The following is a 26573-nucleotide window of genomic DNA, read 5'->3' on the forward strand; positions in this document are numbered from 1 at the left end:
GGGTATAAGAGGGTGGGATCGGGCTCGGCGGTGGGCATCGAAGGGGAGGCGGACGGCCCGTCGTCGGTCATCGGCACGGCTGCGGCGGCGGGCGGAGCGGGAGGCGGTGACACCGACGTCGCGAACATCGTGGCCGCCACAGCGGCCGCCGCGACGGCACCGACGAGGGCGACCGATCCGCCGACGATCGCCGAGGTCGCGATGGTCGCGGATCCCGCCGACACCCCGCTCGCCGTGGCACCTGCGCTCGACGCGGTGGCCGCGGCGCCACCGGCCGCCGGAGCTCCCGAGAGTGCGGCGAACGCCGCTGCACCCGCGCCGAACACGATCGGCAGCAGCACGAGTGCGAGATGCCGGGACAGGTCTCTCGCCTCGGCGGCCAGGGCGCGGCACGCGTCGCACTCGGCGAGGTGACGAGACATCCGCTCGTTCTGCGTCGTCGTCGCCGACCGTCGCACCCGTGCCGCGAGGTGCTCCCTCGTCCACGCGCACTCGGGGCCTGTCGCGCTCGGCAGGTTCTCGGTGATCCACGCCCGCTTCAGACCCTCACGGGCGCGACGACTCAGATTCGCCACCGCCGTCGGGCGCAGGCCCAGCAGCGGCGCCGCGTCGCGCGGCCCGCGTCCCTCGACGGCCGTCAGCCACAGCACCTCCTGCCAGGCGATCGGGAGGCTCCGGAACGCCCGCACGATCGCGTCGCGATCCGACAGGGCGACGGCCTGGTCCTCGGGGGAGTCGACGGTCGGGGCAAGGGCGTCAAGCCCGCGCGGGTCGCTCGTGGGCTCGACGCCGGCTCGTTCGAGATGGCGCCAGGCGAGCCGGCGCACGGTCGTGAACAGGTAGGGACGGAATGCCTCGGTCGGCCCGTTCCCCCGCTGCACCGCCTCCTGCACGCGGGCGAACGCTTCCTGTGCGAGATCCTCCGCGTCCGCCTCTGTCACGCCCTGCGCTCGCGCGGCACTGATCGCGGCGGGGTGATGGCGGCTCCAGAGCTGCCCCCATGCCGCGGCATCGCCGTCCCTCGCCTGCAGGAGCAGTGCGGCGTCACTCCGGCGCGCGTCGTCGACCATGTCCTCCCCCGTCCGTCTCCCGCGGGCGCATGACGCCCGCCCCTGTCAGACAGGAGTCGGGGCGGGCGCGATCATGTCGCGACACGCACGGTTCGGGCGGTGCGCGTCGGCGAGCGGGAGATGTCCTCCGTGCCACCCTACGGAATCCCGATGAGGCCGGGGCCGGTCGCGACATGGAATGCCGTCATCCGGATCTTGACCGGTATGAGCACGTCGTCCCTCGATGCCGCGATCACCGCCGTCCCCTGTGACATCCACCCGTCGTCCCTCGTGACGGCGATTCCGGTATGGAAGTTCCCGGGCATCGCGCGCGGCATGACCCGACGCAAGGGCCTCGACCCCGAACGCGCGCTGCGCATCCTGCTCACCTCGCACGTGAGGGTGCACGGCGCCGACGGCGTCGTCACCTGCATCGTGCCGCGCACGCTCATGGCGCAGACGGCGACGTCTCCGGCCGCCTACGTGCAGATGTTCGTCGACATGCACCGTCAGGGCACGCTGCGATGGGATGCCGCGGCGCGGTCGCACGTGTGGAGTCGCGACGCCGTCACCAGCGGCTGACGTCGTGCCCCGAAGGCACGGTCACGAGCAGTGCCCCCTCGGCGACGCGGCAGTCGATCCCGATCGCGATGCCGAAGTGGTCGCCATCGAGCTGCACGGCCTGCGGAGTCTCGGTGCGCGTGTCGATCCCGTGCGCCGAGAGGTAGCGCACGGCCCGATCGCGGCGGCGCTCGAGCACGAGCCGGCCGGCCTTGAAGCGGCGCAGCACCGAGTTGTCCCACCAGACCCGTCGCCACACGGCCGCCCAGCCCCAGAACCCGCGGGGCTGGATGAGCACGATATCCAGCGCGCCGTCGGCGATCGACGCGTCCGGGATCAGGGCGATGCCGGCGGGCAGTGACCCGCAGTTGGCGAACAGGACGCTGTAGGTGCGGGAGCTGGCGAGCTTGTCGTCGTCGAGCTGGTAGACGATGCGGAACGGCGCGGCCTTCGGCAGCGAGCGCGCGGCGCCGTCGACGTAGGCCACCCATCCGACGGCCTTCTTCATGCGCGGGCGCGTGTTCGCGATCATCGCGGCGTCGAGGCCCATGCCGGCCATGACCACGAAGGACGCCTCCTCGACGGTGTGGTCGAGGCGGGTCATCCGCGCCAGGCCGATGTCGATCGGATGGATCTCGCCGTCGAAGGCCGAGGAGATGACCCGTTCGGGGTCGTCGAGGGTCAGGCGCAGGTTGCGGGCGAGCAGGTTCCCGGTTCCGCTCGGGACGATCGTCACGGGGATCCCGGTGTAGGCCATCGCCTCGGCGACCGCTCTCACGGTGCCGTCACCGCCGGCCACGAGCACGACCGACGCTCCCGCCGCGACCGCGGCACGAGCCTGACCGGAGCCGGCATCGCCGACGGTCGTCTCGAAGAAGAGAGGCGACTCCCAGCCGGCCCGTCCCGAGTAGTGCACGACCTGCGTGCGCAACCGGTCGCGATCCACCTTCACCGGGTTGTAGATGAGAGCCGCGCGCCGCACCGTGGGCACCGGGTCGGTCATGATCCACACCCTAGCGGCGGGGGGTCTGCCCTGCGGCCCGGCGAGGCTGCATCCGGCGCCCATAGACTTGTGGGGTGATCGATCTGGCGCTTCTGCGTGACAACCCCGAGCTGGTCAAGCGTTCTCAGACGGCTCGCGGTGAGTCGCCCGACACCGTCGACCGCGCCCTCGCGGCGGACCGCGCCCGGCGCGCGGCGCTCACGACGTTCGAGGAGCTGCGCGCGGCGCAGAACGCGCACGGCAAGAAGGTCGCCCAGGCTCCGAAGGAGGAGAAGGCGGCGCTCGTCGCCGAGGCGAAGACGCTCAGCGAACAGGTCAAGCAGGCGCAGGCCGCGGTCGGGGAGGCCGAGGCATCCGCCGACGAGGCTCTCGCGGTCATCGAGAACATCGTGGTCGACGGGGTGCCGTCCGGCGGCGAGGACGACTTCGTCACCCTGCGCACGCACGGCGGCGAACCGACATTCGATTTCGAACCGCTCGACCACCTGGCGATCGGCGAGAAGCTGGGCGCGATCGACATGGAGCGGGGCGCCAAGGTCTCCGGGGCCCGGTTCTACTTCCTCACCGGCATCGGGGCGCGTCTCGAGATCGCGATCATGTCGCTCGCGCTCGACCGTGCGCTGCAGGCCGGATTCACCCCGATCATCCCGCCGACGCTCGTGCGACCCGAGGTGATGCACGGCACCGGGTTCCTCGGCAAGCACTCCGCCGAGGTCTACCACCTCGACGAGCAGGACCTCTATCTCGTCGGCACGAGCGAGGTGCCGCTCGCCGGGTACCACATGGGCGAGATCATCGACCTCGACCGTGGGCCGAAGCGCTACGCCGGCTGGTCGACCTGCTACCGCAGCGAGGCGGGCTCGTACGGCAAGGACACCCGCGGCATCATCCGCGTGCACCAGTTCAACAAGCTCGAGATGTTCGTCTACACGACTCCCGAGGCCGCCGAGGAGGAGCATCTGCGCCTCGTGGCCCTGCAGGAGGGGATGCTGCAGGACCTCGGCCTCTCCTACCGGGTCATCGACGTCGCCGCGGGCGACCTCGGCTCGAGTGCCGCACGCAAGTACGACGTCGAGGCGTGGGTGCCCACGCAGGGCTCGTACCGCGAGCTGACGAGCACGTCGAACTGCACGACGTACCAGGCGCGTCGCCTCGACATCCGGTACCGTCCGGCGGTCGAGTCGGGTGCGCCGGCGAAGGCGCAGCACGTGGCCACCCTCAACGGCACGCTCGCGACCACCCGCTGGATCGTCGCCCTGCTCGAGACCCACCAGCGCGCGGACGGCTCGGTGACGGTGCCCGAGGTGCTGCGCCCCTACCTCGGCGGGCTCGAGGTCATGGAGCCGGTCGCGTGACCGATGCCACCCCCGGCGCCCCCGTGTCGGAGGGGGCCCTCGTGGTGCTCGACATCGACGGCACGGTGCTGCTCGAGGACGAGTCGCTGAGTCCCGGCGTCGTCGACGCGGTCGCCGACGCCCAGGCGCGCGGCCACCGGGTGATGCTGGCGACGGGCCGCAGTTGGGAGGGCACGATCGGCATCGTGCGTGCTCTGCGGATCCTTCCCGAGTACGTGGTGTGCTCGAACGGGGCGATGATCATGAAGCGCATCGGCGACCGCCGCGACTACGAGCGCTTCCACGCGGAGACCTTTGACGCGTCCGAGGTGCTCACGCTTCTGAAGGCGCACCTGCCCGACGCGCACTACCTTGTCGAACTCGCCGATGGACGTCGCCTGTTCACCGACTACCTCGACGACTGGCAGCTCGAGCGGGCGTTGCGTGTCGGCTTCGACGAGCTCGCCGCCGAGCCGGTCACCCGCGTGGTCGTCGTCTCTCCCGAGCAGACCGAGCACGACTTCATCGACCTCGTCGCCCGCATCGGCCTGAACCAGGTGTCGTACGCCGTCGGCTGGACGGCCTGGCTCGACATCGCCCCGAAGGGGGTCGACAAGTCGACCGCGCTCGAGAAGGTGCGCGCCTGGCTGGATGTCGCCTCCGACCGGGTGCTCGTGATGGGCGACGGCCGCAACGACATCGGCATGTTCACCTGGGCCCTCGCCGGCGGTGGCCGCGCGGTGGCGATGGGTCAAGGCCCCGACGAGGTGCGGGAGGCGGCCGGCGAGGTGACCGCATCGGTCGCCGACGGCGGGGTCGCGCAGGTTCTGCGCGCGCTGTGAGCCGCGGCATCCGTTCGACTCATCGCCGACACGCACCTTTCGTTCAGGCACCGCTCAGCGCTTCGTTGCGAGAATTGCCGCCGAGCCTCGTCGACTAGACTCGTCGCCGGTTCGACTCGACCGCTTCGGCGGACGTGTCGGGAGGGTTGTCCGAGCGGCCGATGGAGCTGGTCTTGAAAACCAGTGGGCAGAGATGTCCCGTGGGTTCGAATCCCACACCCTCCGCAGATCCCGACGGCTGCCCGAACGGCCCGAGGAGCGAGGGACCGGCCGCCGGCCGACCCTGACCCCGAGAGGACCTGAGTGACACCGTCGACTCCCCAGCCGCGCCGCCGCACGGTGGCCCGGCACGGGCAGCTGCGCTCGCCGCGGCCCGTCTCTCAGCTGTTCACGATCCTCGCGGTCGCGGTCGCCTCGGTGCTGGTCGCTGTTGTGGGCGTCGTCGGCTTCACGGTGTACAGCTTCACGACCGACTACGTCAGCAACGCGGTCGCCCTCCCGGGCGAAGACAGCGTGCCGCCGGACATCGGTGCGATCCAGGGCGGCTACAACCTGCTGATCGTCGGAACCGACGAGTGCCTCCCCGACTTCGCCGCGATGTTCCCCGGCCGGTGCAGCGGCGCCGACGACGGATCGATCAACAACGACGTCGACATCGTCGTGCACATCTCCGACAACCCGCGTCGGGTCACGGTCATCTCCTTCCCGCGCGACCTGATGCTTCCGATCCCCTCCTGCACCCGTGACGACGGCACGAAGACCTCCGCGATGAGCAAGCAGCCGCTCAACTCCACCTACTCGGTGGCGGGCCTCGGCTGCGTGGCGCAGACAATCACCTCTCTCACCGGCATGCAGATCCAGGGTGCGGCGAAGATCACGTGGGGTGGTGTCATCCAGATCACCGATGCGATCGGCGGCGTCGACGTCTGTGTGTCGGGGCGCATCTACGACCCGAACAACACCGGCCTCGACCTCGGCCCCGGCATGCACAACCTCGTGGGGATCCAGGCGCTGGAGTTCCTCCGGACCCGCCACGGCATCGGCGACGGCAGTGACCTCGGCCGCATCTCGAACCAGCAGCAGTACATGTCCCGCCTCGCGCAGAAGCTCATCAGCGCGGGAACGCTGTCCGACCCGACCACCCTGCTGCAGCTCGCGTCGATCGTCGTGAAGAACATCACGCCGAGCAAGTCGCTCACGAACCCCATCACGCTGGTGCAGCTCGCGACAGCCCTGAAGAGCGTCCCGTACAGCGACATCGTGTTCGTGCAGTACCCCACCCTCACCGACCCCTCGAACCCCAACAAGGTCGTGCCGAACGCGTCGGCGGCGAGTGCGCTGTTCACAGCGCTCGAGAACAACGAGGCACTGCAGCTGACGGGCAAGGTCGGCCAGAACGGCGGTGTCATCGAGGTCACGCCGTCGGCCACCCCGACGCCGACGTCGACGCCGTCGACCACGAGCACGCCGTCGACCTCGACGACGCCGAACCCGACCGCGACCCTTCCGTCGTCGATCTCGGGTCAGACGGCGGCGCAGGAGACCTGCTCGGACGGAAACCTCAAGAAGTGACGGATGCCGCAGCCCCGCGCGATGCGGAGGCCGCGGCATCCACCGCTCCATGACGCGCCCCGCCCGGGTGCCGAACGGGTTTCGGACACACGCGCTCCACCGGTTATGCTTGCCGGGTGCGTGCGCGGTTCTGCCGCCGCACGCCTGGAGACGTCGCATAGTCAGGCCTAGTGCACCACCCTGCTAAGGTGGAGTCCCCGTAAGGGGACCGAGGGTTCAAATCCCTCCGTCTCCGCCAGTGTTTCCAAGGGTTTCCAGCTCGCAAGTTGACACAGACTCGAAAAGTGTTGACGTAGCCCCTACTCTTACGGGCATGGCGAGCGTGCGGAAGCGGGTCCAACGGACCGGGACGGCGTCGTTCGCGGTGCTCTGGCGTGACCCTCAGTCGGGCCGCCAGACGAGCATGACCTTCCCGACCGAGACCGAAGCGGAGACGCTTCGTCGACTGCTCGACGCGAACGGCCAGAGCTTCGCGATGGCGGAGCAGATGCTCGAAGCTGCGGCATCACGCTCGCCGACCGTTACCGATTTGCTCGAGCGGCACCTCTCGCTACTCACGCGCGCCAACGAAGGCACGATCGCGGGCTACCGTTCGATGATCGCGAATCACGTCACCGAGCAGATCGGGGGCCTACGCGTCGACGCTGTGACGGATGAGCACATCGCAGCGTGGGTGCAGCGTCAGCGTAGGGAGGGCGCGACGAGGAAGTCGATCGCGAACCGCATGGGGCTGCTGTCGAGCGCATTCAAGCTCGCTGTGCGGAAGGGTTGGCGGGGTGACAATCCGTGCGAGCTCGTCGATCTCCCGAATGAGGATCGCGCCGGGCGCCGCGCGACTTTCCTGACCAAGGCGGAGTTCGACGCCCTTCTCGCCCACGTCCCCGCGCGACATCAACTCCTCACACGAGTGCTCGTCGGCACGGGCATGCGCTTCAGTGAGGCGACCGCTCTGACATGGAACGACCTGCACCTCGACGCTGAGATCCCTTTCATCCAGGTCGACAAGGCGTGGAAGGGCGACGAGCGCCGGCGTTTCTACATCGGTTCGACGAAGAACACTCCGAGCGATCGCGACGTGTCGATCACGCGCGCACTTGCCGACGACCTCCGTTCCGCGGGGCGCCCACATGATCTCGTCTTCCCCAACACGCTCGGGTCGCAGCTCACGAACACGACATTCCACAACCACGGCTGGCAGGACGCCGTCGACGCAGCGAAACTTCGGAAGGAGCCACGCCCTCACGACCTACGGCACACGCACGCCTCGTGGCTGCTGCAGGAGGGCGTCCCCATCTTCGTGGTCTCCCGCCGCCTCGGTCACAAGTCCGTGCAGACGACGACGCAGATCTACGGGCACCTCATGCCGCAGGCAATGAAGGACGCCGCGGACGCCATGTCGCGGATAGAGGCGCGATAGTCCAACAGCAGGGGATCGCGCGAATCAGCAACGTAAGAATCGAGGGGGATCATATGAACGTCAAGAGGATCGTCGCAGTCGGGGGAGCGGTCGTGCTCGCGTCCGCCATTGCGGGCGGCGTCTACGCAGCTACGACAGCGTTCCCGCCGCGTGCGACCGATACCCCGCAGGTCGGGACGGTGGCCACGACTACGCTGCCGTCGCCATCGACTACCCCAACCTCGACTCCAACACTCGCACCGACGCCCACGCCGACGCCCTCTGCGGCTTCAGTCGTCGAGACGCCGACGCCCTCCGCGCCTCAAGATCAGGTGAAGCACGCCGCGCCACCGGCCGCGCCAGCGCATCCGGCAGCCCCGGTCCGGTGCCCCGCAGGGTCAATGGCGAACAGCAACGATGGCACGAACGACACGTCCTGCCTTCCGACGATCTGCTTCTCCATCCTCGTTCCAGACCCCGCGCATCCCGAGTGTGATACCCCGTTCAAGCCATAGCATCGGGCGACCTAGGACCGGTCCACTAGTTGCCCTCGGCCCACATCTGGGCGATGATCTCGTCGCGCGCGTCGAGGAGCGCGAGGGCCGCGAGATCGAGAGCTGCCTCTCGGCGCGCCTCCTGCTCGGGGGTGAGCGGCTCATGTTCCGGGGTCGAGAGCATGTCGGGCAGTCTGCTGTGAGGGTCTGACATCACATGCCCGGCCATGCGGCGACCGCGCCGCCTGCAGGCCCGTGCCCGCGCACATACGCCTGATGCACGCGTTCGCATCCGAGGCGCAGCGTCGTCGCCCACCCAAGCAGCTCCCCGCGGTGCTCGCACCGGTAGCGGGGGCCGTCGACGGTGCGGCGCAGCTCGACCCGGCCGTACGGCTTCCCGTCGGGCGCTCGGAGCTCCCAGACCGCCGGGGACGTCTCGACGGCGGCGAGGATCGGATGCCACTCAGACATGCCCCGATCCTGCGTGTAGCCGCCGACACTGCTAGGCGCGACTAGCTCGCCACCATTCCTCGGTGCACTCGGCGCAAAGTCCCACAGGATCGCTGACCGATCGATCCGCCGAGTACACCGTGCCGCACTGCTTGCAGATCTCGATCCTGCTGATTCGTCTGACCATGTTTCTGCTCCTTCGATCTGGGCCCGTTTGGGCCGTGGGGGAGTGAGTTTAGGTGGTGATCAGACTCGCTAACTCGGGGCCCTCGCCCCAGTGATGGATAGAAGGTGTGGGCTTATATCCCTCCGGTATGAGGTGCGGGCTTATGCGACGTTGGAGAAGATCGCGGCGGTGATCGCGGATCCGGGGACTCCGGCTGCGCCGCGGCGGCGGTGGTAGAGCTCGGTGGTGGATGTTTCGGCGTGGCCGGCGAAGTCGCGGGCGGTTTCCATGCTGGCGCCGGAGTCGATGACGGTGGCGATCGCGGCGCGGCGGAGGGCGTGCGGGTGCGCGTCGGGGATGCCGGTCTTCGCGCCGAGGGCCCGCACCCATGCGTACGCTCCGTGTCGGGTTTGCGGGTCGCCGTTGCGTTTGCGGACGATGGGGCCTTCGGTGCGGCCGTTCCGGGTGGTCTGGATGATCTCGTGCAGCACGGGTGGGATGTCGACGATGTGGGGGCGGTCGCCCTTCTCGGTGACGGTGAGGGTCCATTCCCCGGTGGTCGACTGGTGGAGGTTCTCGAGGCGTGCGGCGCATGCGCCGCTGACGCGGAGGCCGCCGATGGCCATGAGCGCGACGAGCGCGTGGTGGGCGGGGCTGGTGGCCGCGGCGGTGCGCAGGAGCGCGCCGATCTGGAACCGGTCGAGCCACACGAGGCGGGTGATGTCGCGGTGCACGCGCGGCATCCGCAGCAGCACGGTCGGGTCGCGGTCGATGTATTCGTCGGCGTACGCGAGCCGGTAGAAGCCGCGGATGGTTTGCAGGCGTCGGCGGACGGAGCGGGGCGCGTTGTGTTTCTCCGCGGCCAGGTGCGTCTCGAACGCTTCGATGTGATGCCGGCGGGCGTCGAGCGGGTCGATGCCGTGGGTGGCACACCAGTCGAAGTAGATGCGCAGGTCGAGGCCGTACAGGGCGGCGGTGCCGCCGGTGTAGCGGCTGAGGAACCCGGTGCGGGCGTGCTCGGCGGGGGTGATGGTGTGCGCGGCGGGGCGCGCGATAGTGTCACTCACGGCGACCTCCACTCTGAATGGATGTCTGCCAGCCCCCGTCTGCAGTTGGCGCTGCGGCGGGGGCGCTCCCGTCTTCGGGAGGCTCTGAGCCTAGAACGACGAACAGCCCCCTCGGGCCGACTCCCAGAGAACTGGGAGCCACCCGAGGGGGCTGTACACGTGGGGAGGAACCCGCACGCATACTTCGTGTTTAGTGCGGGTCAGGTGAGCCCGAGGCGCGTCAGGTTTCGGACGGTCATCTGGGCGATGGACGCGGACACGCCTGCTCCGACGACGCCGAACGACAGTTGCAGCGACGTCGTGCCCGCGGGGATGCGTGACTCGCTGCGCCATACTGCCCAGCCGCCCGGCAGGCTCGTTATGGGTGCATCGCGGGAGATGCCCATCGAGCAGAGGTAGGTGGCCCGTGTCGATCCGATCGCCTTGATCGCCACTGTCACCGATCCGCCTTCGATCGCGTCCAGCCCGGCCGTCTTGAGCTTGAATGCGAGGTAGACCAGATCACCGGGTGTCCAGTCGGTGAAACTGCTGATGTCGGAATACGCGCCGCTCCATGCCGTGCGGGAGATCGTGTAGACGTACCCGTCGACATTCGGGTCCGTGGTGAGCGTTGACGCGGCGGTGGCTGTGTCTCCGTACCACGACCAGTTCGCGGGGCGGTTGTCGCCGGTGTTCTTCGGGTAGAGCAGCCCGCGTGTGGACAGGCCCGTGAACTCGCCGTCGGCTTGGAGGGCGAGCATGCTCAGTGGGTCATCCCGCGTGCGGCACAGCTCGGGCTCGGCAACGGGGATCACGTTCACCATGGCATCCGCGAACGTCACCCCCATGCTTCGCTCTGCAATGGTCGTGGGGTGTGTGCCGTCCGAGCAGAGCCCCGGCTTGTAACGACCCGCCGACCAGTCGTGCAGTCGCGCGAACTGGTCGATGACGGGGATGCCGTAGCGCCGTGCAAGGGTGCGCTTGACCCCGTTGACCGTTGCGATCTTTGTCTTGACCGTGTCGGTTGGGGCGGTGCTGGCCGTGGTGTTCGTGCTGGGCATCGTCGCTGCCGTCGTGGCTGCGCCCGTGTCGGTGAACGTGTTCTGCGGGGTCGCTTGCGCGGTGCCGGTCCCGTTCTGCCACACCAACGGCTTGGACGCGCCCGTCGTGCGGCCCCAGACACTGTATCCCGTCGCTCCAGGCGCGGGAGTCCAATCGATCCGCACCGCACCTACGGCAGACAGGGTGACCGACTTCTCCACGGTGGGTGTGCTCTGACCGAGCGAGGTGCGTGTCACGATCTGGTAGTAGTACGTGCCTGCCGGAAGGGTACCGCCCGCGTATCCGGGGAGGGCGGTGAGCGTGAAGTCCGCAGGTGCTGTAACGGCCTGCGAGCCAGCCGGCGGGATCGTCGCGACGACAACGCGCGCGCCCACGCCCAGGGCATGGTCGATCATCGCCTGGTTGTTCGGCAGGGTCTCCGTCAGCGGGGCGGTGTCGTTCGTGCCATCGGCGATGGCCAGCAGGTCGTAGTCCAGGCCAGCGCCCACAACTTCGGTGTTCCACAACCCCCGCACAGTGGTCGTGTTCGCGCCACCTTTCGCACAGGTATAGACGTGCGTCAGCCGCCCTGCGGAGGCGAGCACGGCGAAAGTCACCCACGAGTTGCCCCAGATGTTGTTCAGACGGGACGAGTTCGTTTCCGTGATCGAGTCGCCGACCGCGACAAGGCGGCCACGGTTGACGCGAGCATCGGACGCGATACGCCGCTTCGCATCTGTCTTCGCCATGCCAAGAGTGACGGGGTCCATCACACCTCCTCGATGCTGGTCAGGTTGCCCGAGCCGTCGTACGTGTACTCGCGGGTGACGCCGAGACGCGTGTCTGTCGCCACGGTCCCGTCTGGGTTGTACGTGTAGGTCGTCGTGATCTCGCCCTCGGTCACGGCCGTGACGTTCCCGGAACCGTCGTATGTGATCGTTGTGCCAGCGAACGCCCGCACAAAGGCCGCACTTAGTTCAGGCGACGCAGCGAGCTCGGTGCGCCCGTCGGGCGTGTTCGGGAGCGCGTTCTCGGCGGCGACCGACGCCTCGTAGATGCCTTCCTCGAAGTGGTCGAGCGCCGACGGGTTCAGCGCCGTCGACAGGTACGGGCGGTCACGCCACCCGCCCGGCCGAACCTTCTCGTACGTCATCAGTCACCGGCCGACGGGAGCGCGTCCGACGACACGACGACGTCCGCAGGCGCCGTGTCCGTCACGGGGGGCGCGACGACAGCCGGCACCGAAGCGGCCGGCGTGTTCGCGCGGGCGAGCATCGCCATCTGCGGCGACAGGGCGCCGTACGCGCCGGCCGCGCCGGCGAGCACAGCGATACCGACCGCAGCGGGCCACGGGAGGCCCGCCTGCTGGGCGAGCACGAACGAACCGGAACCGGCCGTGAGCGCCGCGACGACACCCGTCAGCGCGAGTCCGATGATCACCCACACGCTGTACACCTTCCGACGGGTCGACGGGTTCTCGATGACCGAGCCGAGCGCACCGGCGTCGACGGTCACGGCAGGGATGCTGTTCAGGGACATGGTCAGGTTTCCTTTCGGGTGCGGTTTGCGGTGTTCTCGATCGCGTTCCACTGGTCACGTTCCGACCTGCGGATCTGTCCGATCTCCTCGCGGATGCCGATGATGTCGTCGCGCTGCTGCTTCTGCTCGACGCGGACGGCCTTCACGAGGTCTTTCAGTTCGTCGATGTCGTCGCGCAGGATCGTTCCGCCGTGCGAGTTCACGACGTGGTCGACGGTCTTCTCGACCCCAGTGCCGATGCGCTGCAGCTTGCCCGCAGCCGGTGCACCGACGCTGATGATCGCGCCGACAACAACGAGGATCTGGAGGATGATGCTGTCCGGATCCCGCAGCCACGACTCACCGTCGGGCGCGCGGGTACCGCCCAGGAGGATGAGCCCGGAGATCAGGAACGTGAGCACGCCGGCGGCGGAAACGAACCACCAGACCCGGCTCATGCGGGATACGGGTCCGGCGCTCACGACGCCTTCAGGGTGAGGCCGCCAAGAGCGTTCACGAGAAGTTGCTGCACCTGGTCGGGAGTCGCACCAGTGATCGTGGGGAGCTTCGCGGCGATCTGTTCGACGAGCTTCGCGAGGTCAGCGTCAGCGAGCGTCGTCGCCTGCACGACAGGCGAGTACATGTTCCGCAGCAGGTCGTATGCGCGCGGGTTACCGTCGGTGTTCACGATGGGCACACCATCGAAGATCGGCTTACCGTCCGTCCGGGTCTTAGAGGACGCGTACTGCCACTCCTCACCGGAGAACGGGTGCCAGTGACCAGCAGCGGCCAGGACGGTGCCGTTGCGCCAGTCAGCGGACTCATGGTGAACCAGGATCATGTCAGTCATGTCAAGCTCCTCAATAGGGAAGGGGGTGGATGAGGTGGAGGCGGATATCGCAGCCCACGGGTCAAGGTCGATGACGTGCCACTGCTCCCAGGAGAAGACTCCGGGGATCAACCCGACCGCCGTGCACGCAGCCGCGAACGCGGCGTACGTCCCGAACACGTACTGCCAGTTGCCGTAGTCCATCGCCGCCGAGTCGGCCTCAACGTTCCCGGTGATCGCACCCCGGAAAGTGAGGCCATGCGACGACGTCCCCGGTGCGGCGGCATCCCCGGGGCGGCCGGCGGCGATCGCGTTCTTCTTCGCGAGTGTCTGCGCGGCGAGCGGCCGGTACGCGTTGTAGCCCGGCGTGATCTGCAAGGTGCGGCCGGACGCTTTCTGCCCAAGCGCGACGAGCGCGTTGTGCTTGAGGAGCGTTGCAGGTGGGAGCAGGTGCTCCCAGTAGCCGTCAGTGTTCGTGCCCGAGGCGATCTTCACCAGCACGTCGGTGGGGACTTGCCCGTTCTTGTAGCGAGGCATCATCACATCTCGAATACTTCGAGCATCAGACCGTACGCGGACGCCGTGTTCGGTTGCGTGTTGGAGATGACGAGCGTCACGGTCCGTGTTCCGCTCGCGGCCCGAGTGAACACTGTCCGGCTGAAGTGCGTCCCGACAGCTATCCCTGTTCCCGTGACCGTGTCATACGGTGTTTCGCCCCCGACCGGCACCCCGTCGATGAGTATCTTGATGCCGCCCTGCAGCTCCGAGCCGGTGTAGATGCGGCCGGCGGCGGTGATCGCTACCAGCCCACCGGTCCCGGTGAACGTCTTCGTAAGGACTGTGGTTCCCGCCGTGGTCGCCGGGATCTCCGCCGACGTGCCGGAGCCCGTCTGAGACAGCAACGCCACACCCGACCCAATGGGAGCCCAGTTTCCAGAGAGACGCTGATACATGACCTCCGTATCAATCTGGAAGCACAGGTCCCCGTCAGCCGGTGCCCACGCGGCCCGCTCGTCCGAGTTGCGCACAGGCACCACGGCTCCCGCAGGCGCCGTGTACGTGTAGGAGGGAAGGATGATCACGCCGGACGCGTTCGTCGACGCCTTTCCGGCGGGCATCTGGACCGTCGCCAGCTCGAGCGCCCCCGGCGGCAGCGCGGCGCGCGCGGTCGCGAAGTCGACCGTCGACAGCGCGGCCGACGCGACCTGAGCGTCGTTCGCGTCCGTCCCGGGTGATGTGTGCTCGTTCTGCTTCGCGTACACCACGTAGAAGTTCGTGCCCGCGGTCGGGGAGATCAGCGGGGCATCCAGTTGGATCACCCCGTCGTTTGCGAAGATGATCGCCCCACCGAACTGCGACGCGACGCCGGTGAACGGTTGTACGTCGACGTTCATGTCGCTGCGGGCGGTGACGAGCGCGCTCGCGCCCGACAGGATCCCGGCGCGCAGCGCACCTGTCGCGCTGGTCGCGAACAGGCCGCTCAGCGCCTTCCGAACGTGTGTGGTCGTCGCCGCGCCGGACACGCCGGGCCATGACGGAGTGAGAGTCATGAGCGTCCTTTCATCAGGGTTTCGAGGTCGGACACACGCGCCTCGAGATCGGTGCGTGCGGCGCGTTCCGCGCGCGCCACCGCGAGCAGAGGGACGACGAGCTGCGAGTAGTTGATCGAGTACGCCTCGCCGACGGGGATCACCACAGGATTGCCGTCGGTTCCGAGGATCGAGGCCCCGTCCGGGCCGACCATGTGCAGCGGCTCCGTGGTGTCCACCACTGGGGCGACATCCGGGCCAAAGCCGGCGGCCTGCACGTCGCCGGCAAGTAGGAACACCTTGGCTGGTGAATCGTCGGCGTCCCACACGTATCGACCCCAGTAAGGAGTCAATGACAGGAACCGATTCACGTCATCCGCGGTCATCGCGGTCAGCCCGGTCTTAGTCACTCCCGCGGAGGAGGAGTATCCGATCTGGTAGGTCGCCCCATCGATCCACGCGCCCTTGTACGAAGTCGCGACCGGATAGTTGTATGACGGCTGCGATTTCAGGGGCGCACCGTTGGAACTCACCTGGCCCGAGGCCGTCACGTCGGTCGCGGACATCGCGCCCGACGCCGTGACCGTCGTCGGTGTGATCGCCCCGGGCGACGCGACCTTCGCGTCGATCTCCGCCTTCGTGTACGAGTTGAGGTCGATCGCGGCGGTCACGGTCGCGGTGATGTTCGCGATCGCTTGCTGCACCTGCGCGACGAGGCTGTTCACGCTCGTCCCCGTGGGGGTCTCGAGCTCATCGAGCCGGCGCTGGATGCTCTGCAGCTCGCGGATCAGGGCGCCGAGTTCACCCTGAGCGGGCGTGGAGTAGCCGCTACCCATCGTGCGCCGCCTGCGTCGTCACGTTCACGGTGATTCCCTTCGCGTCTCCATCGATCGCGACGATGCGCCGCCGCGTCGTGGTCGGTTCGAACAGGTAGGGGTCGCCGACGCCGCTGTCGGGGTCGTAGCGGGGGATCGTGACGACGCACCAGTCGCCCTCCCAGTACGCGCCGAGGTACGGCTGCCGTGCGGCCTCCACGGTGAAAGTCCAGGTCTCGAGGACGGAACGGCCGATCGCGGCTTCCTGTGCGGTGTAGCCGTCGAGGGTGGACTGGTACACGACCGTGGAATGGGACGTGTCGAGCGCTTCGAGCAGTGGGAAGCCGAGGTCGAGGAGTGTCGTGTCGGTCGTGCGGGAGACGAGCACCGAGTCGATCCCTCGACCTGCGGACGCCCACGCGATGCTCGCAAGCTGCGTGCCGTCGGAGTCGACGGTGAGGGCGGAGACCCCGGTGCCGTGCACGCCGACCGTCCACGTGTGGACGCTGTCGCCGGCGAGGAGCCGGTCGGCGTCCGTCGCGGTCTCGAGGAGGAACTCGACCCCGAGCCGGTCGGCGGTGAACCGGGGCCGGAATCGGATGTCGGGCCCGTCCTCGAGCTGAGTGAGCTGACTCAGGAGGGTGCCGATGTTCTTGAAGTCGACGGCGTCGTTGTTGCGGTCGTGGATCCCTGCGCGGTCGTCCTCGAACACGACCGGCACGTTCCCGCCCGTCCACGCCTGCGCCTGCTGCACCCACCGCTTCGCGATGGTGCCGTACTCGAGCGCGGTGAGGTTGGTCGCCAGCGCGCTGTTCGGCATCGTCTTCCCGGCCGATGCCGGATCGGGGACGATGAACGTCCCAACGTCGGCGGTGGCCGCGACGACGGGCAGCAGGAAACGGTGATCGAAGTACGACCACATGCCCAGCGCCGTCACCGTGAGCGTCTTCTTGTCGCGGTCGTATCCGTGCTTCCAGATCGGGCCGGCGGCGAGAATCAGGTCACCGATCGCGACAGCGAGGATCGAGCGGCCCGGTGCCATCGCCTGACGCGGCTTCAACGCGATGGTCGCGGGGTCCTGCATGTTCAGGACCGCCGTGATCTGCTCCGCGCTGTTCAGCGCCCGCGACCACGTCGACTCCGCCATGACCTGCACGTCGACGACCTGCCGCCCCGTCCGAAGGTCAGCGATGAACCAGCGCAGCATCCGTCCTCAATTCGCGTCAGCCCACACGAGGGTGAGCAGCGGGGAGCCGACCAGCGTGCCGAGCGGGTTGAACTGGACTGTGCGGCTGCCGAACGGCGCGATCTGGAACCCGTCCCACTCCCGCCGGGTCATGAACCCGGTGAGGTCGTTCTCGGGCACCTCGAGGTACACGGCCCCGGCGTCCGCATCGAACACCACCGTCGCCCCGACCGGGATGAACCGCTCGAGTCGGAGGATGCGTCCCGACGTCGTCTCGACCAGCTCGACACCGTCCGCACCGCCCGTGACCGTCATCGTCAGCGGCGACACCGCCGACCCGCCGTTCATAGCGGACGCGCGCCCATCGCCGCCCGGAGTGCCCCAGTCGACGGGGAACACCTGCGGCCACGCCTGCCCGGTCCCGGACGTCGGCGGGGTCGCCGTGGCGGTCTGAGTCGGCCCGAACATGCGCGCGTCGGTCGCGACCAGCACGGCCTGAAACTCGACGTACTGGGCGCCAGGGTTCGGCGACGGCTCGAAATGCCGGACCGACACGATGCGGGAGGACACCCCGATCGCGTCGTCGACCGTCACCGTCACCGGGGTGCCCGCCGAGAGCACGGCGCGCAAGCTCATCAGCATCTGACCCCACGTCGCCCCACGGAACCGGCCCGTGAGGTTCAGCGGCAGCGATGATCGCCAGTCCCGGTCGATGCCGAACGCGCCGTCCGCGGCGGCACGCTCACGGATCTCGGTCTTCGAGTCGGAGAGCGTGTACCAGTCGTGGAAGAACTGCGCGCCGGCCTGGAACGCGCCGTCACGGTACTGGTTCGCGGTGTACAGCGTGACGCTGCCCAGCGGCGACGTCAGCGTGACGGTCCCGCTCACTTCGGCACCGCCGCGAGCGCGCGCGTCACACGGTCACCGATGATCATGCCGAGCACTCGAGGGTCCTCCTGGTTCACACCGGTGACGTTGATGTGGACGTGAGTCTCAGAGGCCCTCGTCGCCGCCGGTGCGGCTTGAAGGGTCTGCATTTGCGGTGTGTACCCGGCGTTGATCTGCTTCAGCAGCGCACGGTTCCGGTCCGCCTGCCCGAAGATGTTCGAGGTCACCTCTTCACCGTTCGCGAGCCGATAGAGCCCCGCACTGTCGGATCCGGCAGTGCCGCGGCCGACCACGCTGCCCCCACCGCCGGCCGCGAGACCACGCGGTGTGCCACCGTTCGCGAACTTCACGAGACCTTGCACGTTGCTGAGGTTCTCCGCCCCGTGCAGGGTGACGGCGATGTCCACGTTGCGGCTGAGCTGGTCGAGGTTCTTCTTCAGCGCCGCGATCTGAGCGTTCGCGGCCTCCGTGTCGACCTCGATCTTCGTCTGCGGCACGGACTCGGGGATCTGGAAGATCGAGTTCACGAACGCCTCGACCTGCTTCCGGTCCTCACCGAGCTCGACCGCGTGCTCGATGATCGCCTTCTTCATGTCGACGAGCTTCTGCCGCGCGTCATCGCTGCTCGCGCCGTTGTCGCGGTAGGCCTGCGCGGCGTTCTGCGCGGCCTGCACCGACGAGATCAGTTCCCCTCGGTTCGCGACCGCGGCCGCCGACATGCCCTCGAGGCTCGTCGTCGCGCGCTTCACGTCCTTGCCGGTCTTGTCGATGTGCTGGCCCATGTTCGCGAGCGACGAATCGAACCGGTTCTGCGCGTCGGCGGCGGAGATCGCCTTGCCGTTGAGGAGGTCGAGCTGTTGCTTCAGCAGGCCCGCGGCATCCGACTGCAGGTACATCTGCGCCGTGGCGTCCTCCGTTGACGACTTCATGTCCTTCTGGGAGGCGCGGGCGGCCTGGATGGCGGTGACGCTGATGCCGAGCGCCGCGGCCGCGGCGGTGTCGGCGGCCGCCTGCGCGTTCGAGGTCGCTGTGGTGTCGACCAGAGCGGCTTGAAGGTTCTGGTAGGCGGAAATGGTCGCGTTGATGGCGTCCGTCTGACCGCCGATCGACTTCCGAAGATTCTCGACATCGTCCGCCTGCTGCCCAACCACATGACCCGTGGCGGCGGAACTACCGCTGTATTGCGAAAGAGCCTTGTTCACCCGGTTGACGGCATCCTGCTGCCCCAGCGCGGCAGCCGTAACGTCCTGCAGCGAGATCCCAAGCCGCTTCGCGGCATCAAGGGTGCCGGCGTCCTGCAGAGCCTTCGCGGCAGCGGCCTTCACGTTGCGTCCGATCGCGCCGGAGTCCGCTTCGACGGCAGCCGTGTAGTTCTGCATCGCGGCCGTTGCACCGTTGTTGCTCGCAATGACGACCGCGAGCACCCCAGCGAGCGCGCTCAGCCCAGCGACGACCCAGCCAATCGGGCCGGTGCCGATCGTGATGGCCCCGTTCAAGAGGTTCATGGAGTTCGTCGCATACGCCATCGATTCCGCAACAGCGGCGAGCATCGGCGCGATGAACCCCCACGCCTTGAACGCGATCGCACCCCACGTGACGCTCACGATCAGAGCGCTGAGCACATCCACAGGGATGTTGCTGATGACGTCGGAGATCCCGGACAGAACGGCCATACCGATGGTCCCGAGGGGCGCGAGGGCTTCGAGGATGTGCATCACCATCGACGCCAACCGCCCGAGCACGTCGGTGACGGTAGGGAGCATCGAGAGGGCGTAGCCGGTGAACTTCTCGATCCCGCTCCCCGTCGCCCACCGCTGGAACCCCTCCGCGAGGGACTGCACGTACACGCCCGCGGTGAGGAACAGGGGGTTCAGGATGCGCAGCGCGGCGATCGTGCCGCCGACGGCCGCGGCGCCCGTGCGGCCGAGGATCCCGGAGAACTGCGCGACCTGCGTGTTCAGCGCGGGCATGTCCGCCTGCAGTTGGCTGACGACGCTGCGGAAGGAGCCGAGCATGTTCACCGCGGCCGTGCGCGACAGGGTGTCGAACATGCCGAGCAACTCGGTGAGGCCGGCGCGGTACATCGTGCCGACCGCGGTGCCGTCCTGCATCTCCTTGCGGATGCCGAACAGGGCGAGCATACCGGCCGACCCCATCCCGAGCAGCGCGCCGGCGATACCGATCGCTACAGCACCGACAGGCGCCAGGAGCGGGACGAGCAGCGCGACAGCGGTCGCGATCGCGCCCACACGGGTGACGTTGGTGCGGTTCGCTTCGTTCGCCTTGACCGTGGACCGTTCGACGTCGTCCTGCGCGGCGGCTTCCTCGAGCGCCGCCGCAGCCGCTGCCTGCTGCGCGGCGGCGAGAGCGGCCTCGGCGGCGGTGGCCTTCTCGTTCGCGGCGTCGAGGCGGCGCAGGGCCTCCGTCAGCGCGATCTCCGCGGACATGAGACGCGACCCGGTGGTCACGCCGCGGTCGCGGACCTCGTTCAGGCGCGTCTGCGCCAGGGCCGCGCGCGCGAACGCGGCGTCGGCGGCCTTCATCGCCGCGGTGAGGCGTGCTTCCGCCGCCGTCACCCCGTCGGTCGTCTTCGAGAGACGCTGAGTCTGCCGATCCACCGCGGCGAGCTTCGCGACAGCCTCACCGGTCGTCGCACCCACACGGATGTCCGGGTTCGCCGACTCGATGTCGTGAATGTCCTTCTTCGTCGCCGCGAGCTGAGCGACCCACTCGTCGCGGTCAATCCGCAGCCTCCCGACGATGCTGCCGACGGTGGTGGGACCGGAATCAACGCTCATGCCAGACCCCCGGTTCTCGACTCGGCGGGCGGGTAGTACTTGTCGCAGGACTCCTGCAAGGAGACGCCAGGATGCCGACGCGCCCACTGCGTTCCGAGGTGGCAAGCACGGCACTGTCGTTTGCCGTGCTTGATCCCTTGTGCGCGGAGGTTCGGTGCAACAAGTCGGTGCCCGCGCGAACAGTGCGTCTTGTTCGCAAGGTGATGGTTGCCGTCAGCGACTCGCTGACGCTGGTTCTCCGAGCGAGTCCCGTACCGCAAATTCCTCAAAGCCGGATTGGCGCGATTCGCGTCAAGGTGCAGCACTTCCATCCCGGCCGGTCGCGGGCCGACAAATGTCTCCAACACGAGCGTGTGCACCTTGACCATGCGGCCTGCGGGAGACGCGCCGACCTGAACGGTGAGGTAACCGTCGTCGTTCACAGTGAGTTTCCGCAGACGGGGTCGGTAGTGCCAACCGCGGCGACCGACGATGCCGTCACCAATGAACGCAGCGGATCGAACCCGTCCGAGATCACTCACCTCAATGAGCGGATATTGCGGATGATCCATCCAGCGCTCATTCATGCGGCACCTCCTGTGGGTCGTCGGGCGCGAAGTAGCGTGCGAGAGGTGTGTCGGTGGAGAGGAGGAACTTCACGCGTGCCGCGAACCAGCGCCACGACTTCACCCGCCACACGGACTCGAGGTCGACGTGCAGCACCTGGTGGAACGTGCCGACGAGCAGCGTCCACTGCTCGAACACGGCGTCGAAGGAGACGCTTGTGCCGGCGGGTTTCGTCAGCTCTTTCGGGAGGTCGTAGCCCTCGAAGATGCCGGTGACGGGGTCTTGCTCGCCCCACCCGTACTGCGCGATCGCCGCGTAGCCCGATTCCCCTTCGACTTCATGTACTCCGCCATTGCTTTTGGGTCGGCACCGGTCTCCCACATCGCGGTCGCGTACTCGCGGCCGTACTGGAAGTCGGCGATGACGGTCGCCGCGGCGCGGGTGACGAACGCGACCGGCACGCCGTCAGCGCGCATCTCGTCGTAGGCGGGGCCGAAGAGATCGGGCCACAGGTCGGGGAACGGGAGTTCCGCTTCCTGCCCCAGATTCGTGATGCCGTTGAGGCGCAGACCGAGCTCGATACCGACCTCCGGGGCGGTGTACACCTTCCCCTGGTACGGGAACTGCAGCGGGCCGGCGGCGAACTCGGTGAACTCGCGAAGAGTCATGGTGTGGGGATCCTTCCTGTGGGGATGAGCCCCGGGCGCACGCATCCCCACACGTGCGCCCGGGGGGTTGGGTTACGCGCCGCGCGTGTACGGCAGCGCGGTGGAGGTGCCGGTCGGGTTGGTGACCGTGATCGGGGCGGAGCCCGCGGAACCAGCGGGCATGATCGCGACGATCACGTTGTCGGACACGACGAAGTAGCTCGACGCGTTCGTGCCGCCGATCTTCACGCCCGTGGCGCCGGTCACGCCGGCGAATCCGGAACCGGTGATCTGCACCATCGACCCGGCCGCGGCGCCCGACGGCGTCGCACCGAGCAGGACGGGCACCAGCGGGTCGCTGAACGGGTTCGAGATCGGGGCGAGGATGCCGTCGCCGGTGAACGTCGCCGTGATCTCGTCGAGGTCGGCGACACCGGTCTTCGACGGCGCCCAGCCGACGATCGCGACGCCCTGGAACGCCTCGGGGCCGCCGTTGCGGTCGTACCAGCGGACGTTCACGCGGCCGGCGTCACCGAAGCCGAGCTGCTGCCCGCGGACGAGTTCCTGGCCCGGGTCGAACGTGCCGCCCGACGTCTTGCGGAGCGCCTTCGCGGTGACGACCCAACCCTGCATGGTCTTCTCGAACGACGACCACCCGTTGGTGTCGTAGTCGTCGGCGGCCTGCAGGTTCGGGGTGACGGGGGTGTTGAGGTCGTTGATGCCCTTGAAAGGCACCCAGACGGTCGGGTTCGCGATCGACGAGACGTCGAGCTTGAACCGGCGGGCGAGAGCGGTGGTCATGATGAGCCTCCTCAGGCTGATCGGGGCAGGGTGAAAGCCCCTCACCAAGCGGTTCGGGGGCGGGCACCGACGGGAGTGTCGGTGGTCAGAGGGTGGGGATCACCACGCCCCACGGTCGGGGCGCAGGGTGCTGGGTGGGGCGTCGACGTCGAGGTAGAACTGGTCGGCGCGTTCCCACCGCTTCGACTGGTCCATGCCCATCGGTGCGGAGATGCGGCGCAGGCACTGGATGACGGTCTGGGAGCCGAACGTGACGCCCGTGAGCCCGTGGAGGGCGGTGAAGATCGGGTCGAGGATGTCGTCGACATCGGTCGGGTCACCGGGGGCACCGCGGCCGCGGACCTGCAGCATCTTCGCGCCGAGCGGCATGGTCGGGTCGTCGGTGGTGTCGACGATGGTGAGGGTCACCGCCCGGTCTGGGCTCGTCGGCATGAGCTTCATGAAGATCCCGAGCGTGTCGTCGGCGTACACGCCGGTCGGGTTCCACGCGGCGAGGCCCGCGTCGGCGAGCAGCTGCGCGAACCCTTCGAGGAGTTCCGTCGTGGTGCCCATCAGAACGCCGCGCCGAGGGTGTCGGCCATGATCTGCATGACGGCGTCCGCCTCGGTGCGCATCGGCTGCTCGAGGTACAGTGCCTGCCCGTGCGTGTGCTTCCAGTCCAGCTCGAAGTGCTGCCGGCGGGCGTACGGTCCGGGGTAGGTGAGTTCGGCCTCGTCGCCGTGGACGGTGACGCCCGCCGCGCCGACGAGCTGCCCGGACCGGATCGGGGTGAGCGTCGCCGCGACGCCGCGAACGTGCTCCATGCCGCGGCCGACGGCGAGAGGGGTGAGGTCGTCGACGGCTTCCTCGAGGGCTGTGAGCTTGTCGAACAGGCGGCCGTCGTCCATGGTCGTCCCTCTCAGGTCAGGTAGACCGCGATGTGGTCGGGGAGTTCGAGGCCGCCGGAGTCGGACACGGCGACGGTGAGCACTCGGGATGCGACCCCGTCGATGGTGACTACGGAGTCGACGGTGAACAGTGGCTCGGCGTCCCGGTACGTGTAGACGGTCGTCTCGGACACGACCTGCTCGCCGGCCTTGTCGCGCACGAGGCGACGCTTCCGTTCAACGAAGCACCCGGTGTCGGGCGGGGTCAGGATGTGGGGGGCTTCGAGGACGTCCGCGCCGTACCCGTTCGTGCCCTGGTGGGTCTCCACGGTCACGGTGTGGACGTAGAAGTCCGCGAGCTCGTCGCTCATCCGATCGTCCACACGTTCGTGCCGAGCAGGTTCCGCTGCTGCAGGAACCGTGCGGCTTCCGGCACCAGGCCGCGGTAGGCGGCGGCGCGCGCGGCGGTGACGGCCTGCACCTCGGAGTCGGAGTACTCGACGCGGGCGGAGCCGATCGCCTTCGACCGGGCCGTCTTCGACGCCTGCAGCACACCGCCCGTCGCCGGGTCGATGTTCAGCGCGATCCACGCGGCCGCCTGAATGCAGGTCGCGTCGCGGAGCGCGCCGGCGATGACCGGGTCCGTGGCGAGGCCCGTGTCAGGGTCGACGTCGTAGATCGTGCCCTGCACGCCTTCGAGGACGAGCGTCGTGCACGACCGGAGCACCGCCAGGGCGTTCGCGGGCGCTCCCGCGCCCGTCCATGCGGCGAGGTCATCGGGTTGCGCGAGAAGAGAGGGGACGACGAAGTTCCCGAAGTACATGCTCACGGCTGGTTCCCTTCGTCGAGTGGTGCCAGTGGGCGGGGCGGGTGAGGCCCCGCCCACCAGGCGGTTACTTCTGGACGCCGAACTTCTCGATCAGGTCGTCCTTGGTGGCTGCTTCGGCGTCGTCCGGCTTCATGCCGTTCGCCACCGCCCAGCCCACCCAGGTCGCCTTGTTCGCGTTCAGCGGGGGACGTTCCGTCGGCGTCGACGCCACCTGCGTGGTGTCGGTCGTCGGGTCGTACGGGTCGCCTTCCGCGTTCGCGACGCGGGTCAGGTGGCCCTTGATGAGACGCTCCTCGATCGACTCGTGGAGGGGGAGGTCCATCTTGAAGATGCCGCCGCCCTCTCCTCGGATGAAGACGTGGGGAGTCTCGGTCGGCTCGGTCGATTCGGTCTCGGCCATGGGATCAGCCCACGTAGCGGCCGTCGACCGTGAACGCCGTGACCGTCATGACCACGGACGTCTCGATCGCGAGGGTGCCGTCCGGCTGCTGGAACCGGGCGGACTCGAACGGGCCGATCCAGCGGGTCGCTCCCGCGCCGACGGTGTCGACGAGGGGGCCCTGGCCGGACGCGATCGCCGACGGCTGCGAGCCGGCGAGGATCGATGCGGTGCCGGAGCCGCCGGTGCCGTTCGTGACGCGGAGCAGGACGAGCTTCGATCCCTGCGCGGGGATCGTGAAGCCGTTGCCTGCGCCCGCGACCGACGCGGTTCCGGCGGGGTCGGCGATGCCCGCGTTCGGGGCGAACGGGGTCGGGGTGAGGGTTGCGCGTGCCATGTGTCAGCACTCCTTTCTCAGGCCGTGACCGTGACGAGCGCGCTCGCCAGCGAGTCGGGACGGACGTTCTTCGCGCCGTAGAGCAGGAGGCCCTTGACGGCGTCGGAGAACGAGGACTGGGGCCGGTACGCCTCGACCTTGTTGATCTGCTCGGCGAACGTGATCGCACGGTCGTTGCCGGCGATCGTCGCGAACTCCGACCCGGACGTGTTCGGGGCGTTGTTCGAGAGGAGGATGTCGAAGCCGGCGGCGCGGCCGACCATACCGTTGCGGAGGCCCTCCGACGTGCCCGCCTCGTTCACCTTGATGAAGCGGGGGTCGCGGAGCAGAACACCGTGGAAGTCGGGGGTGACCACGACGGACCGGTTCTGGGTAGCGACGTTCGCCTTGTCGAGGCGGACCTTCAGGGGGACGAGGACGTTGTCGTACGCCTGCGAGGGGGTCGCGGCGGAGACGCTGATCGAGCCGAGCTGGTTGGCCGTCTGGATCGACGTGTAGAACGATGCGATGTACTGGTCCACCGTGTCGGCGAACGCGTACGCAGCCTCGTCCTTCAGCTGGTCGAGGATGCCGCCCTTCGCCTGCCGCTTGTCGACGTCGTCGACCTGGAAGGCGAAGAACTTCGCCTGGTCCACGACGAGGGTGCGCTGGCTGTCCGCGACCGTCTCCGGGGAGATGACCGTCTGACCGGGCACGTAGTTCGCGATCGTGGGGCGACCGACCGACGTGATGCGGACGGTGTCGCCCGCTTCGGCGATCTCGCCTTCGTAGTCGCGGTTCGTGAACGCGCTGTACACGAGGGACTTGCGGAGAGCGACGAGGAGCAGCGCGCTCCAGATCTCCGGCTTGAACTTGTTGAAAGCCACGGCGGGCTCCTTTCGAGGTTAGAGCAGGTGGTTCAGTTGCCCCTTGGAGTGGGCGTCTGCGATCTGCTCGGGGGTCATCTGCGCAAGCTGCGCTTCGGTGATCTGTCCCTGCTCGCCGGGCCCGCCGGGAGTTTCGACAGTGCTCGCGCCGACCGCCCGGGTCGCCTTGAGGGTCTGGTCCGCAGCGATCGCGGCTTCGATGGCCGTTTTGATCGCTGCACCATCGGTCGGGTCGATCCCGGCGATGGAAGTGAGGAACGATGCTCGGTCGAGGAGCTTCGTCGGGTCTGCGCCGGCGGCGGTGGCCTGCTCGAACACGGCGAGCTTCCGCACTGCGGCGTTCGCGGTTTCGGTGGCCTGCTGAGCGACCTTGACCGGGTCGGGCTCGTCGGGCTTGATGCCCGCGGCGGCGAGGATCGCGGCGACACGGTCCTTCTCTGCCTTCGCCGCGGTGCGGTGGTCTCCCGCTTCCTTGCGGGTGTCCTTGATGAGCTTCTGCGCCCACTCGGGGAGGTCTTCGACCCTCTCCGCAGGGTTCTCGGCGGGCGTCTCCGCGGGCTTCTGCTGCTCGGTCGGGGTGGGAGTGACTTCGGGTTCGGGCATGATGTTCGGTGTCTCCTTCTGAGCGCCAGGCTCGTGGGGGTCGGTTGGGGATGAGCCCGCGCTCGGCGGGACGGTTATCAGCGCGCGGCGGCGTTCACGAGCCGCTGCGCGACGGCTCAGAT

32 protein-coding genes and 2 tRNA genes are annotated in these 26573 nt (G+C 68.4%); 7 read left to right on the forward strand and 27 right to left on the reverse strand.

Features of this window, described 5'->3' with window-relative positions; translation table 11 throughout:
• On the reverse strand, nt 1-1070 hold a 1070-nt coding region (locus RR49_RS05620; protein WP_157013158.1), incomplete at its 3' end, for a sigma-70 family RNA polymerase sigma factor.
• A 204-nt stretch (nt 1071-1274) separates the two neighbouring features.
• On the opposite strand from RR49_RS05620, the gene RR49_RS05625 reads away from it, so the two are divergent.
• A complete protein-coding gene (locus RR49_RS05625; RefSeq protein ID WP_045247095.1) occupies nt 1275-1631 on the forward strand; it encodes a hypothetical protein in 357 nt (118 codons plus the stop codon).
• Here RR49_RS05625 and RR49_RS05630 read toward each other — a convergent pair.
• Nucleotides 1618-2613 (reverse strand): diacylglycerol/lipid kinase family protein, encoded by a 996-nt coding sequence (locus RR49_RS05630; protein ID WP_045247096.1) that lies wholly within the window; start codon nt 2611-2613, stop codon nt 1618-1620. The two genes, RR49_RS05625 and RR49_RS05630, sit on opposite strands and share 14 nt — an antisense overlap.
• Before the next feature lie 74 nt (nt 2614-2687).
• Between RR49_RS05630 and serS the strand changes: the two genes are divergently transcribed.
• The 6 genes from serS (at nt 2688) to RR49_RS05660 (ending at nt 7778) form a co-directional block, all read left to right on the forward strand.
• The gene (serS, locus tag RR49_RS05635; protein ID WP_045247097.1) at nt 2688-3968 is read left to right on the forward strand and encodes a serine--tRNA ligase; all 1281 of its coding nucleotides are present in this window, start codon (nt 2688-2690) and stop codon (nt 3966-3968) included.
• Nucleotides 3965-4789 (forward strand): HAD family hydrolase, encoded by an 825-nt coding sequence (locus RR49_RS05640; RefSeq protein ID WP_048809156.1) that lies wholly within the window; start codon nt 3965-3967, stop codon nt 4787-4789. The genes serS and RR49_RS05640 overlap by 4 nt, the downstream gene beginning before the upstream one ends.
• A 140-nt stretch (nt 4790-4929) precedes the next feature.
• Nucleotides 4930-5014 (forward strand) — tRNA-Ser (locus RR49_RS05645).
• 78 nt (nt 5015-5092) lie between these two features.
• On the forward strand, nt 5093-6361 hold the full coding sequence (locus RR49_RS05650) for an LCP family protein (RefSeq protein WP_048809157.1): 1269 nt from the start codon (nt 5093-5095) through the stop codon (nt 6359-6361).
• Between the two features lie 146 nt (nt 6362-6507).
• Nucleotides 6508-6599 (forward strand) — tRNA-Ser (locus RR49_RS05655).
• 75 nt (nt 6600-6674) lie between these two features.
• Entirely contained in the window at nt 6675-7778 is a 1104-nt protein-coding gene (locus RR49_RS05660) for a tyrosine-type recombinase/integrase (RefSeq protein ID WP_048809158.1), read from the forward strand.
• A 519-nt stretch (nt 7779-8297) separates the two neighbouring features.
• Here RR49_RS05660 and RR49_RS15660 read toward each other — a convergent pair.
• From RR49_RS15660 to RR49_RS05780, 25 genes are all read right to left on the reverse strand, one after another.
• Nucleotides 8298-8435: a hypothetical protein gene (locus tag RR49_RS15660; protein ID WP_157013159.1), complete on the reverse strand. Its 138-nt coding sequence runs from the start codon at nt 8433-8435 to the stop codon at nt 8298-8300.
• 29 nt (nt 8436-8464) lie between these two features.
• Entirely contained in the window at nt 8465-8722 is a 258-nt protein-coding gene (locus RR49_RS05665; RefSeq protein WP_045247099.1) for a hypothetical protein, read from the reverse strand.
• A 306-nt stretch (nt 8723-9028) separates the two neighbouring features.
• Nucleotides 9029-9934: a tyrosine-type recombinase/integrase gene (locus RR49_RS05670; RefSeq protein ID WP_048809160.1), complete on the reverse strand. Its 906-nt coding sequence runs from the start codon at nt 9932-9934 to the stop codon at nt 9029-9031.
• 200 nt (nt 9935-10134) lie between these two features.
• On the reverse strand, nt 10135-11724 hold the full coding sequence (locus RR49_RS05675) for an SGNH/GDSL hydrolase family protein (RefSeq protein ID WP_045247101.1): 1590 nt from the start codon (nt 11722-11724) through the stop codon (nt 10135-10137).
• Entirely contained in the window at nt 11724-12107 is a 384-nt protein-coding gene (locus RR49_RS05680) for a hypothetical protein (protein WP_045247102.1), read from the reverse strand. The genes RR49_RS05675 and RR49_RS05680 overlap by 1 nt, the downstream gene beginning before the upstream one ends.
• A complete protein-coding gene (locus RR49_RS05685; protein ID WP_045247103.1) occupies nt 12107-12493 on the reverse strand; it encodes a hypothetical protein in 387 nt (128 codons plus the stop codon). The genes RR49_RS05680 and RR49_RS05685 overlap by 1 nt, the downstream gene beginning before the upstream one ends.
• 2 nt (nt 12494-12495) lie before the next feature.
• Nucleotides 12496-12930, reverse strand: a complete 435-nt coding sequence (locus RR49_RS05690; protein WP_048809161.1) for a DUF2746 domain-containing protein — start codon at nt 12928-12930, stop codon at nt 12496-12498.
• A 20-nt stretch (nt 12931-12950) separates the two neighbouring features.
• On the reverse strand, nt 12951-13802 hold the full coding sequence (locus RR49_RS05695) for a M15 family metallopeptidase domain-containing protein (RefSeq protein ID WP_211255144.1): 852 nt from the start codon (nt 13800-13802) through the stop codon (nt 12951-12953).
• Nucleotides 13803-13840: 38 nt separating this feature from the next.
• A complete protein-coding gene (locus RR49_RS05700; RefSeq protein WP_045247105.1) occupies nt 13841-14851 on the reverse strand; it encodes a hypothetical protein in 1011 nt (336 codons plus the stop codon).
• Complete coding sequence (locus RR49_RS05705; protein ID WP_045247106.1) at nt 14848-15666, reverse strand: hypothetical protein; 819 nt, start codon at nt 15664-15666, stop codon at nt 14848-14850. The genes RR49_RS05700 and RR49_RS05705 overlap by 4 nt, the downstream gene beginning before the upstream one ends.
• Nucleotides 15659-16852, reverse strand: coding sequence for a hypothetical protein (locus tag RR49_RS05710; protein ID WP_045247107.1), 1194 nt, complete (start codon nt 16850-16852; stop codon nt 15659-15661). The genes RR49_RS05705 and RR49_RS05710 overlap by 8 nt, the downstream gene beginning before the upstream one ends.
• 6 nt (nt 16853-16858) lie before the next feature.
• On the reverse strand, nt 16859-17719 hold the full coding sequence (locus RR49_RS05715) for a hypothetical protein (RefSeq protein ID WP_045247108.1): 861 nt from the start codon (nt 17717-17719) through the stop codon (nt 16859-16861).
• Entirely contained in the window at nt 17716-20517 is a 2802-nt protein-coding gene (locus RR49_RS05720) for a hypothetical protein (RefSeq protein ID WP_045247109.1), read from the reverse strand. Before RR49_RS05720 ends, RR49_RS05715 begins: the two co-directional genes overlap by 4 nt.
• On the reverse strand, nt 20514-21083 hold the full coding sequence (locus RR49_RS15385; RefSeq protein ID WP_048809162.1) for an NUMOD4 motif-containing HNH endonuclease: 570 nt from the start codon (nt 21081-21083) through the stop codon (nt 20514-20516). Before RR49_RS15385 ends, RR49_RS05720 begins: the two co-directional genes overlap by 4 nt.
• A complete protein-coding gene (locus tag RR49_RS05730; RefSeq protein WP_045247110.1) occupies nt 21076-21261 on the reverse strand; it encodes a hypothetical protein in 186 nt (61 codons plus the stop codon). The genes RR49_RS15385 and RR49_RS05730 overlap by 8 nt, the downstream gene beginning before the upstream one ends.
• 35 nt (nt 21262-21296) lie before the next feature.
• Nucleotides 21297-21731, reverse strand: coding sequence for a DUF7426 family protein (locus RR49_RS15115; protein WP_048809163.1), 435 nt, complete (start codon nt 21729-21731; stop codon nt 21297-21299).
• Nucleotides 21732-21803: 72 nt separating this feature from the next.
• Complete coding sequence (locus RR49_RS05740; protein ID WP_045247111.1) at nt 21804-22511, reverse strand: phage tail tube protein; 708 nt, start codon at nt 22509-22511, stop codon at nt 21804-21806.
• Between the two features lie 99 nt (nt 22512-22610).
• Complete coding sequence (locus RR49_RS15120) at nt 22611-23063, reverse strand: minor capsid protein (protein WP_048809164.1); 453 nt, start codon at nt 23061-23063, stop codon at nt 22611-22613.
• Nucleotides 23063-23398, reverse strand: a complete 336-nt coding sequence (locus RR49_RS05750; RefSeq protein WP_048809165.1) for a hypothetical protein — start codon at nt 23396-23398, stop codon at nt 23063-23065. The genes RR49_RS15120 and RR49_RS05750 overlap by 1 nt, the downstream gene beginning before the upstream one ends.
• A gap of 11 nt (nt 23399-23409) precedes the next feature.
• On the reverse strand, nt 23410-23748 hold the full coding sequence (locus tag RR49_RS15125) for a hypothetical protein (RefSeq protein WP_048809166.1): 339 nt from the start codon (nt 23746-23748) through the stop codon (nt 23410-23412).
• Complete coding sequence (locus RR49_RS15130) at nt 23745-24206, reverse strand: hypothetical protein (protein WP_157013161.1); 462 nt, start codon at nt 24204-24206, stop codon at nt 23745-23747. The genes RR49_RS15125 and RR49_RS15130 overlap by 4 nt, the downstream gene beginning before the upstream one ends.
• A 64-nt stretch (nt 24207-24270) precedes the next feature.
• Nucleotides 24271-24606: a hypothetical protein gene (locus RR49_RS05765; RefSeq protein ID WP_045247113.1), complete on the reverse strand. Its 336-nt coding sequence runs from the start codon at nt 24604-24606 to the stop codon at nt 24271-24273.
• A 4-nt stretch (nt 24607-24610) separates the two neighbouring features.
• Nucleotides 24611-24982 (reverse strand): hypothetical protein, encoded by a 372-nt coding sequence (locus RR49_RS05770; RefSeq protein WP_045247114.1) that lies wholly within the window; start codon nt 24980-24982, stop codon nt 24611-24613.
• Between the two features lie 17 nt (nt 24983-24999).
• Nucleotides 25000-25848, reverse strand: a complete 849-nt coding sequence (locus tag RR49_RS05775) for a phage major capsid protein (protein WP_045247115.1) — start codon at nt 25846-25848, stop codon at nt 25000-25002.
• Between the two features lie 18 nt (nt 25849-25866).
• Entirely contained in the window at nt 25867-26451 is a 585-nt protein-coding gene (locus RR49_RS05780) for a hypothetical protein (protein ID WP_045247116.1), read from the reverse strand.
• Nucleotides 26452-26573: the final 122 nt, after the last annotated feature.

Origin of the sequence: Microbacterium ginsengisoli (assembly GCF_000956535.1) — a bacterium.
In the GTDB taxonomy this organism is placed as follows: domain Bacteria; phylum Actinomycetota; class Actinomycetes; order Actinomycetales; family Microbacteriaceae; genus Microbacterium; species Microbacterium ginsengisoli.

What these genes read in the sequence shown, in the direction of transcription:
- RR49_RS05680 (WP_045247102.1), bottom strand. Translation starts at nt 12,107, where the DNA reads ATGACGTACGAGAAGGTTCGGCCGGGCGGGTGGCGTGACCGCCCGTAC.
- RR49_RS05660 (WP_048809158.1), top strand. Translation starts at nt 6,675, where the DNA reads ATGGCGAGCGTGCGGAAGCGGGTCCAACGGACCGGGACGGCGTCGTTC.
- RR49_RS05665 (WP_045247099.1), bottom strand. Translation starts at nt 8,722, where the DNA reads ATGTCTGAGTGGCATCCGATCCTCGCCGCCGTCGAGACGTCCCCGGCG.
- RR49_RS15385 (WP_048809162.1), bottom strand. Translation starts at nt 21,083, where the DNA reads ATGAATGAGCGCTGGATGGATCATCCGCAATATCCGCTCATTGAGGTG.
- RR49_RS05700 (WP_045247105.1), bottom strand. Translation starts at nt 14,851, where the DNA reads ATGACTCTCACTCCGTCATGGCCCGGCGTGTCCGGCGCGGCGACGACC.
- RR49_RS05705 (WP_045247106.1), bottom strand. Translation starts at nt 15,666, where the DNA reads ATGGGTAGCGGCTACTCCACGCCCGCTCAGGGTGAACTCGGCGCCCTG.
- RR49_RS05685 (WP_045247103.1), bottom strand. Translation starts at nt 12,493, where the DNA reads ATGTCCCTGAACAGCATCCCTGCCGTGACCGTCGACGCCGGTGCGCTC.
- RR49_RS05740 (WP_045247111.1), bottom strand. Translation starts at nt 22,511, where the DNA reads ATGACCACCGCTCTCGCCCGCCGGTTCAAGCTCGACGTCTCGTCGATC.
- RR49_RS05630 (WP_045247096.1), bottom strand. Translation starts at nt 2,613, where the DNA reads ATGACCGACCCGGTGCCCACGGTGCGGCGCGCGGCTCTCATCTACAAC.
- RR49_RS05710 (WP_045247107.1), bottom strand. Translation starts at nt 16,852, where the DNA reads ATGCTGCGCTGGTTCATCGCTGACCTTCGGACGGGGCGGCAGGTCGTC.
- RR49_RS15120 (WP_048809164.1), bottom strand. Translation starts at nt 23,063, where the DNA reads ATGGGCACCACGACGGAACTCCTCGAAGGGTTCGCGCAGCTGCTCGCC.
- RR49_RS05720 (WP_045247109.1), bottom strand. Translation starts at nt 20,517, where the DNA reads ATGAGCGTTGATTCCGGTCCCACCACCGTCGGCAGCATCGTCGGGAGG.
- RR49_RS05765 (WP_045247113.1), bottom strand. Translation starts at nt 24,606, where the DNA reads ATGGCCGAGACCGAATCGACCGAGCCGACCGAGACTCCCCACGTCTTC.
- RR49_RS05675 (WP_045247101.1), bottom strand. Translation starts at nt 11,724, where the DNA reads ATGGACCCCGTCACTCTTGGCATGGCGAAGACAGATGCGAAGCGGCGT.
- RR49_RS05690 (WP_048809161.1), bottom strand. Translation starts at nt 12,930, where the DNA reads ATGAGCCGGGTCTGGTGGTTCGTTTCCGCCGCCGGCGTGCTCACGTTC.
- RR49_RS15125 (WP_048809166.1), bottom strand. Translation starts at nt 23,748, where the DNA reads ATGAGCGACGAGCTCGCGGACTTCTACGTCCACACCGTGACCGTGGAG.
- RR49_RS05625 (WP_045247095.1), top strand. Translation starts at nt 1,275, where the DNA reads ATGAGCACGTCGTCCCTCGATGCCGCGATCACCGCCGTCCCCTGTGAC.
- RR49_RS15115 (WP_048809163.1), bottom strand. Translation starts at nt 21,731, where the DNA reads ATGACTCTTCGCGAGTTCACCGAGTTCGCCGCCGGCCCGCTGCAGTTC.
- RR49_RS15660 (WP_157013159.1), bottom strand. Translation starts at nt 8,435, where the DNA reads ATGCTCTCGACCCCGGAACATGAGCCGCTCACCCCCGAGCAGGAGGCG.
- RR49_RS05750 (WP_048809165.1), bottom strand. Translation starts at nt 23,398, where the DNA reads ATGGACGACGGCCGCCTGTTCGACAAGCTCACAGCCCTCGAGGAAGCC.
- RR49_RS05770 (WP_045247114.1), bottom strand. Translation starts at nt 24,982, where the DNA reads ATGGCACGCGCAACCCTCACCCCGACCCCGTTCGCCCCGAACGCGGGC.
- RR49_RS05780 (WP_045247116.1), bottom strand. Translation starts at nt 26,451, where the DNA reads ATGCCCGAACCCGAAGTCACTCCCACCCCGACCGAGCAGCAGAAGCCC.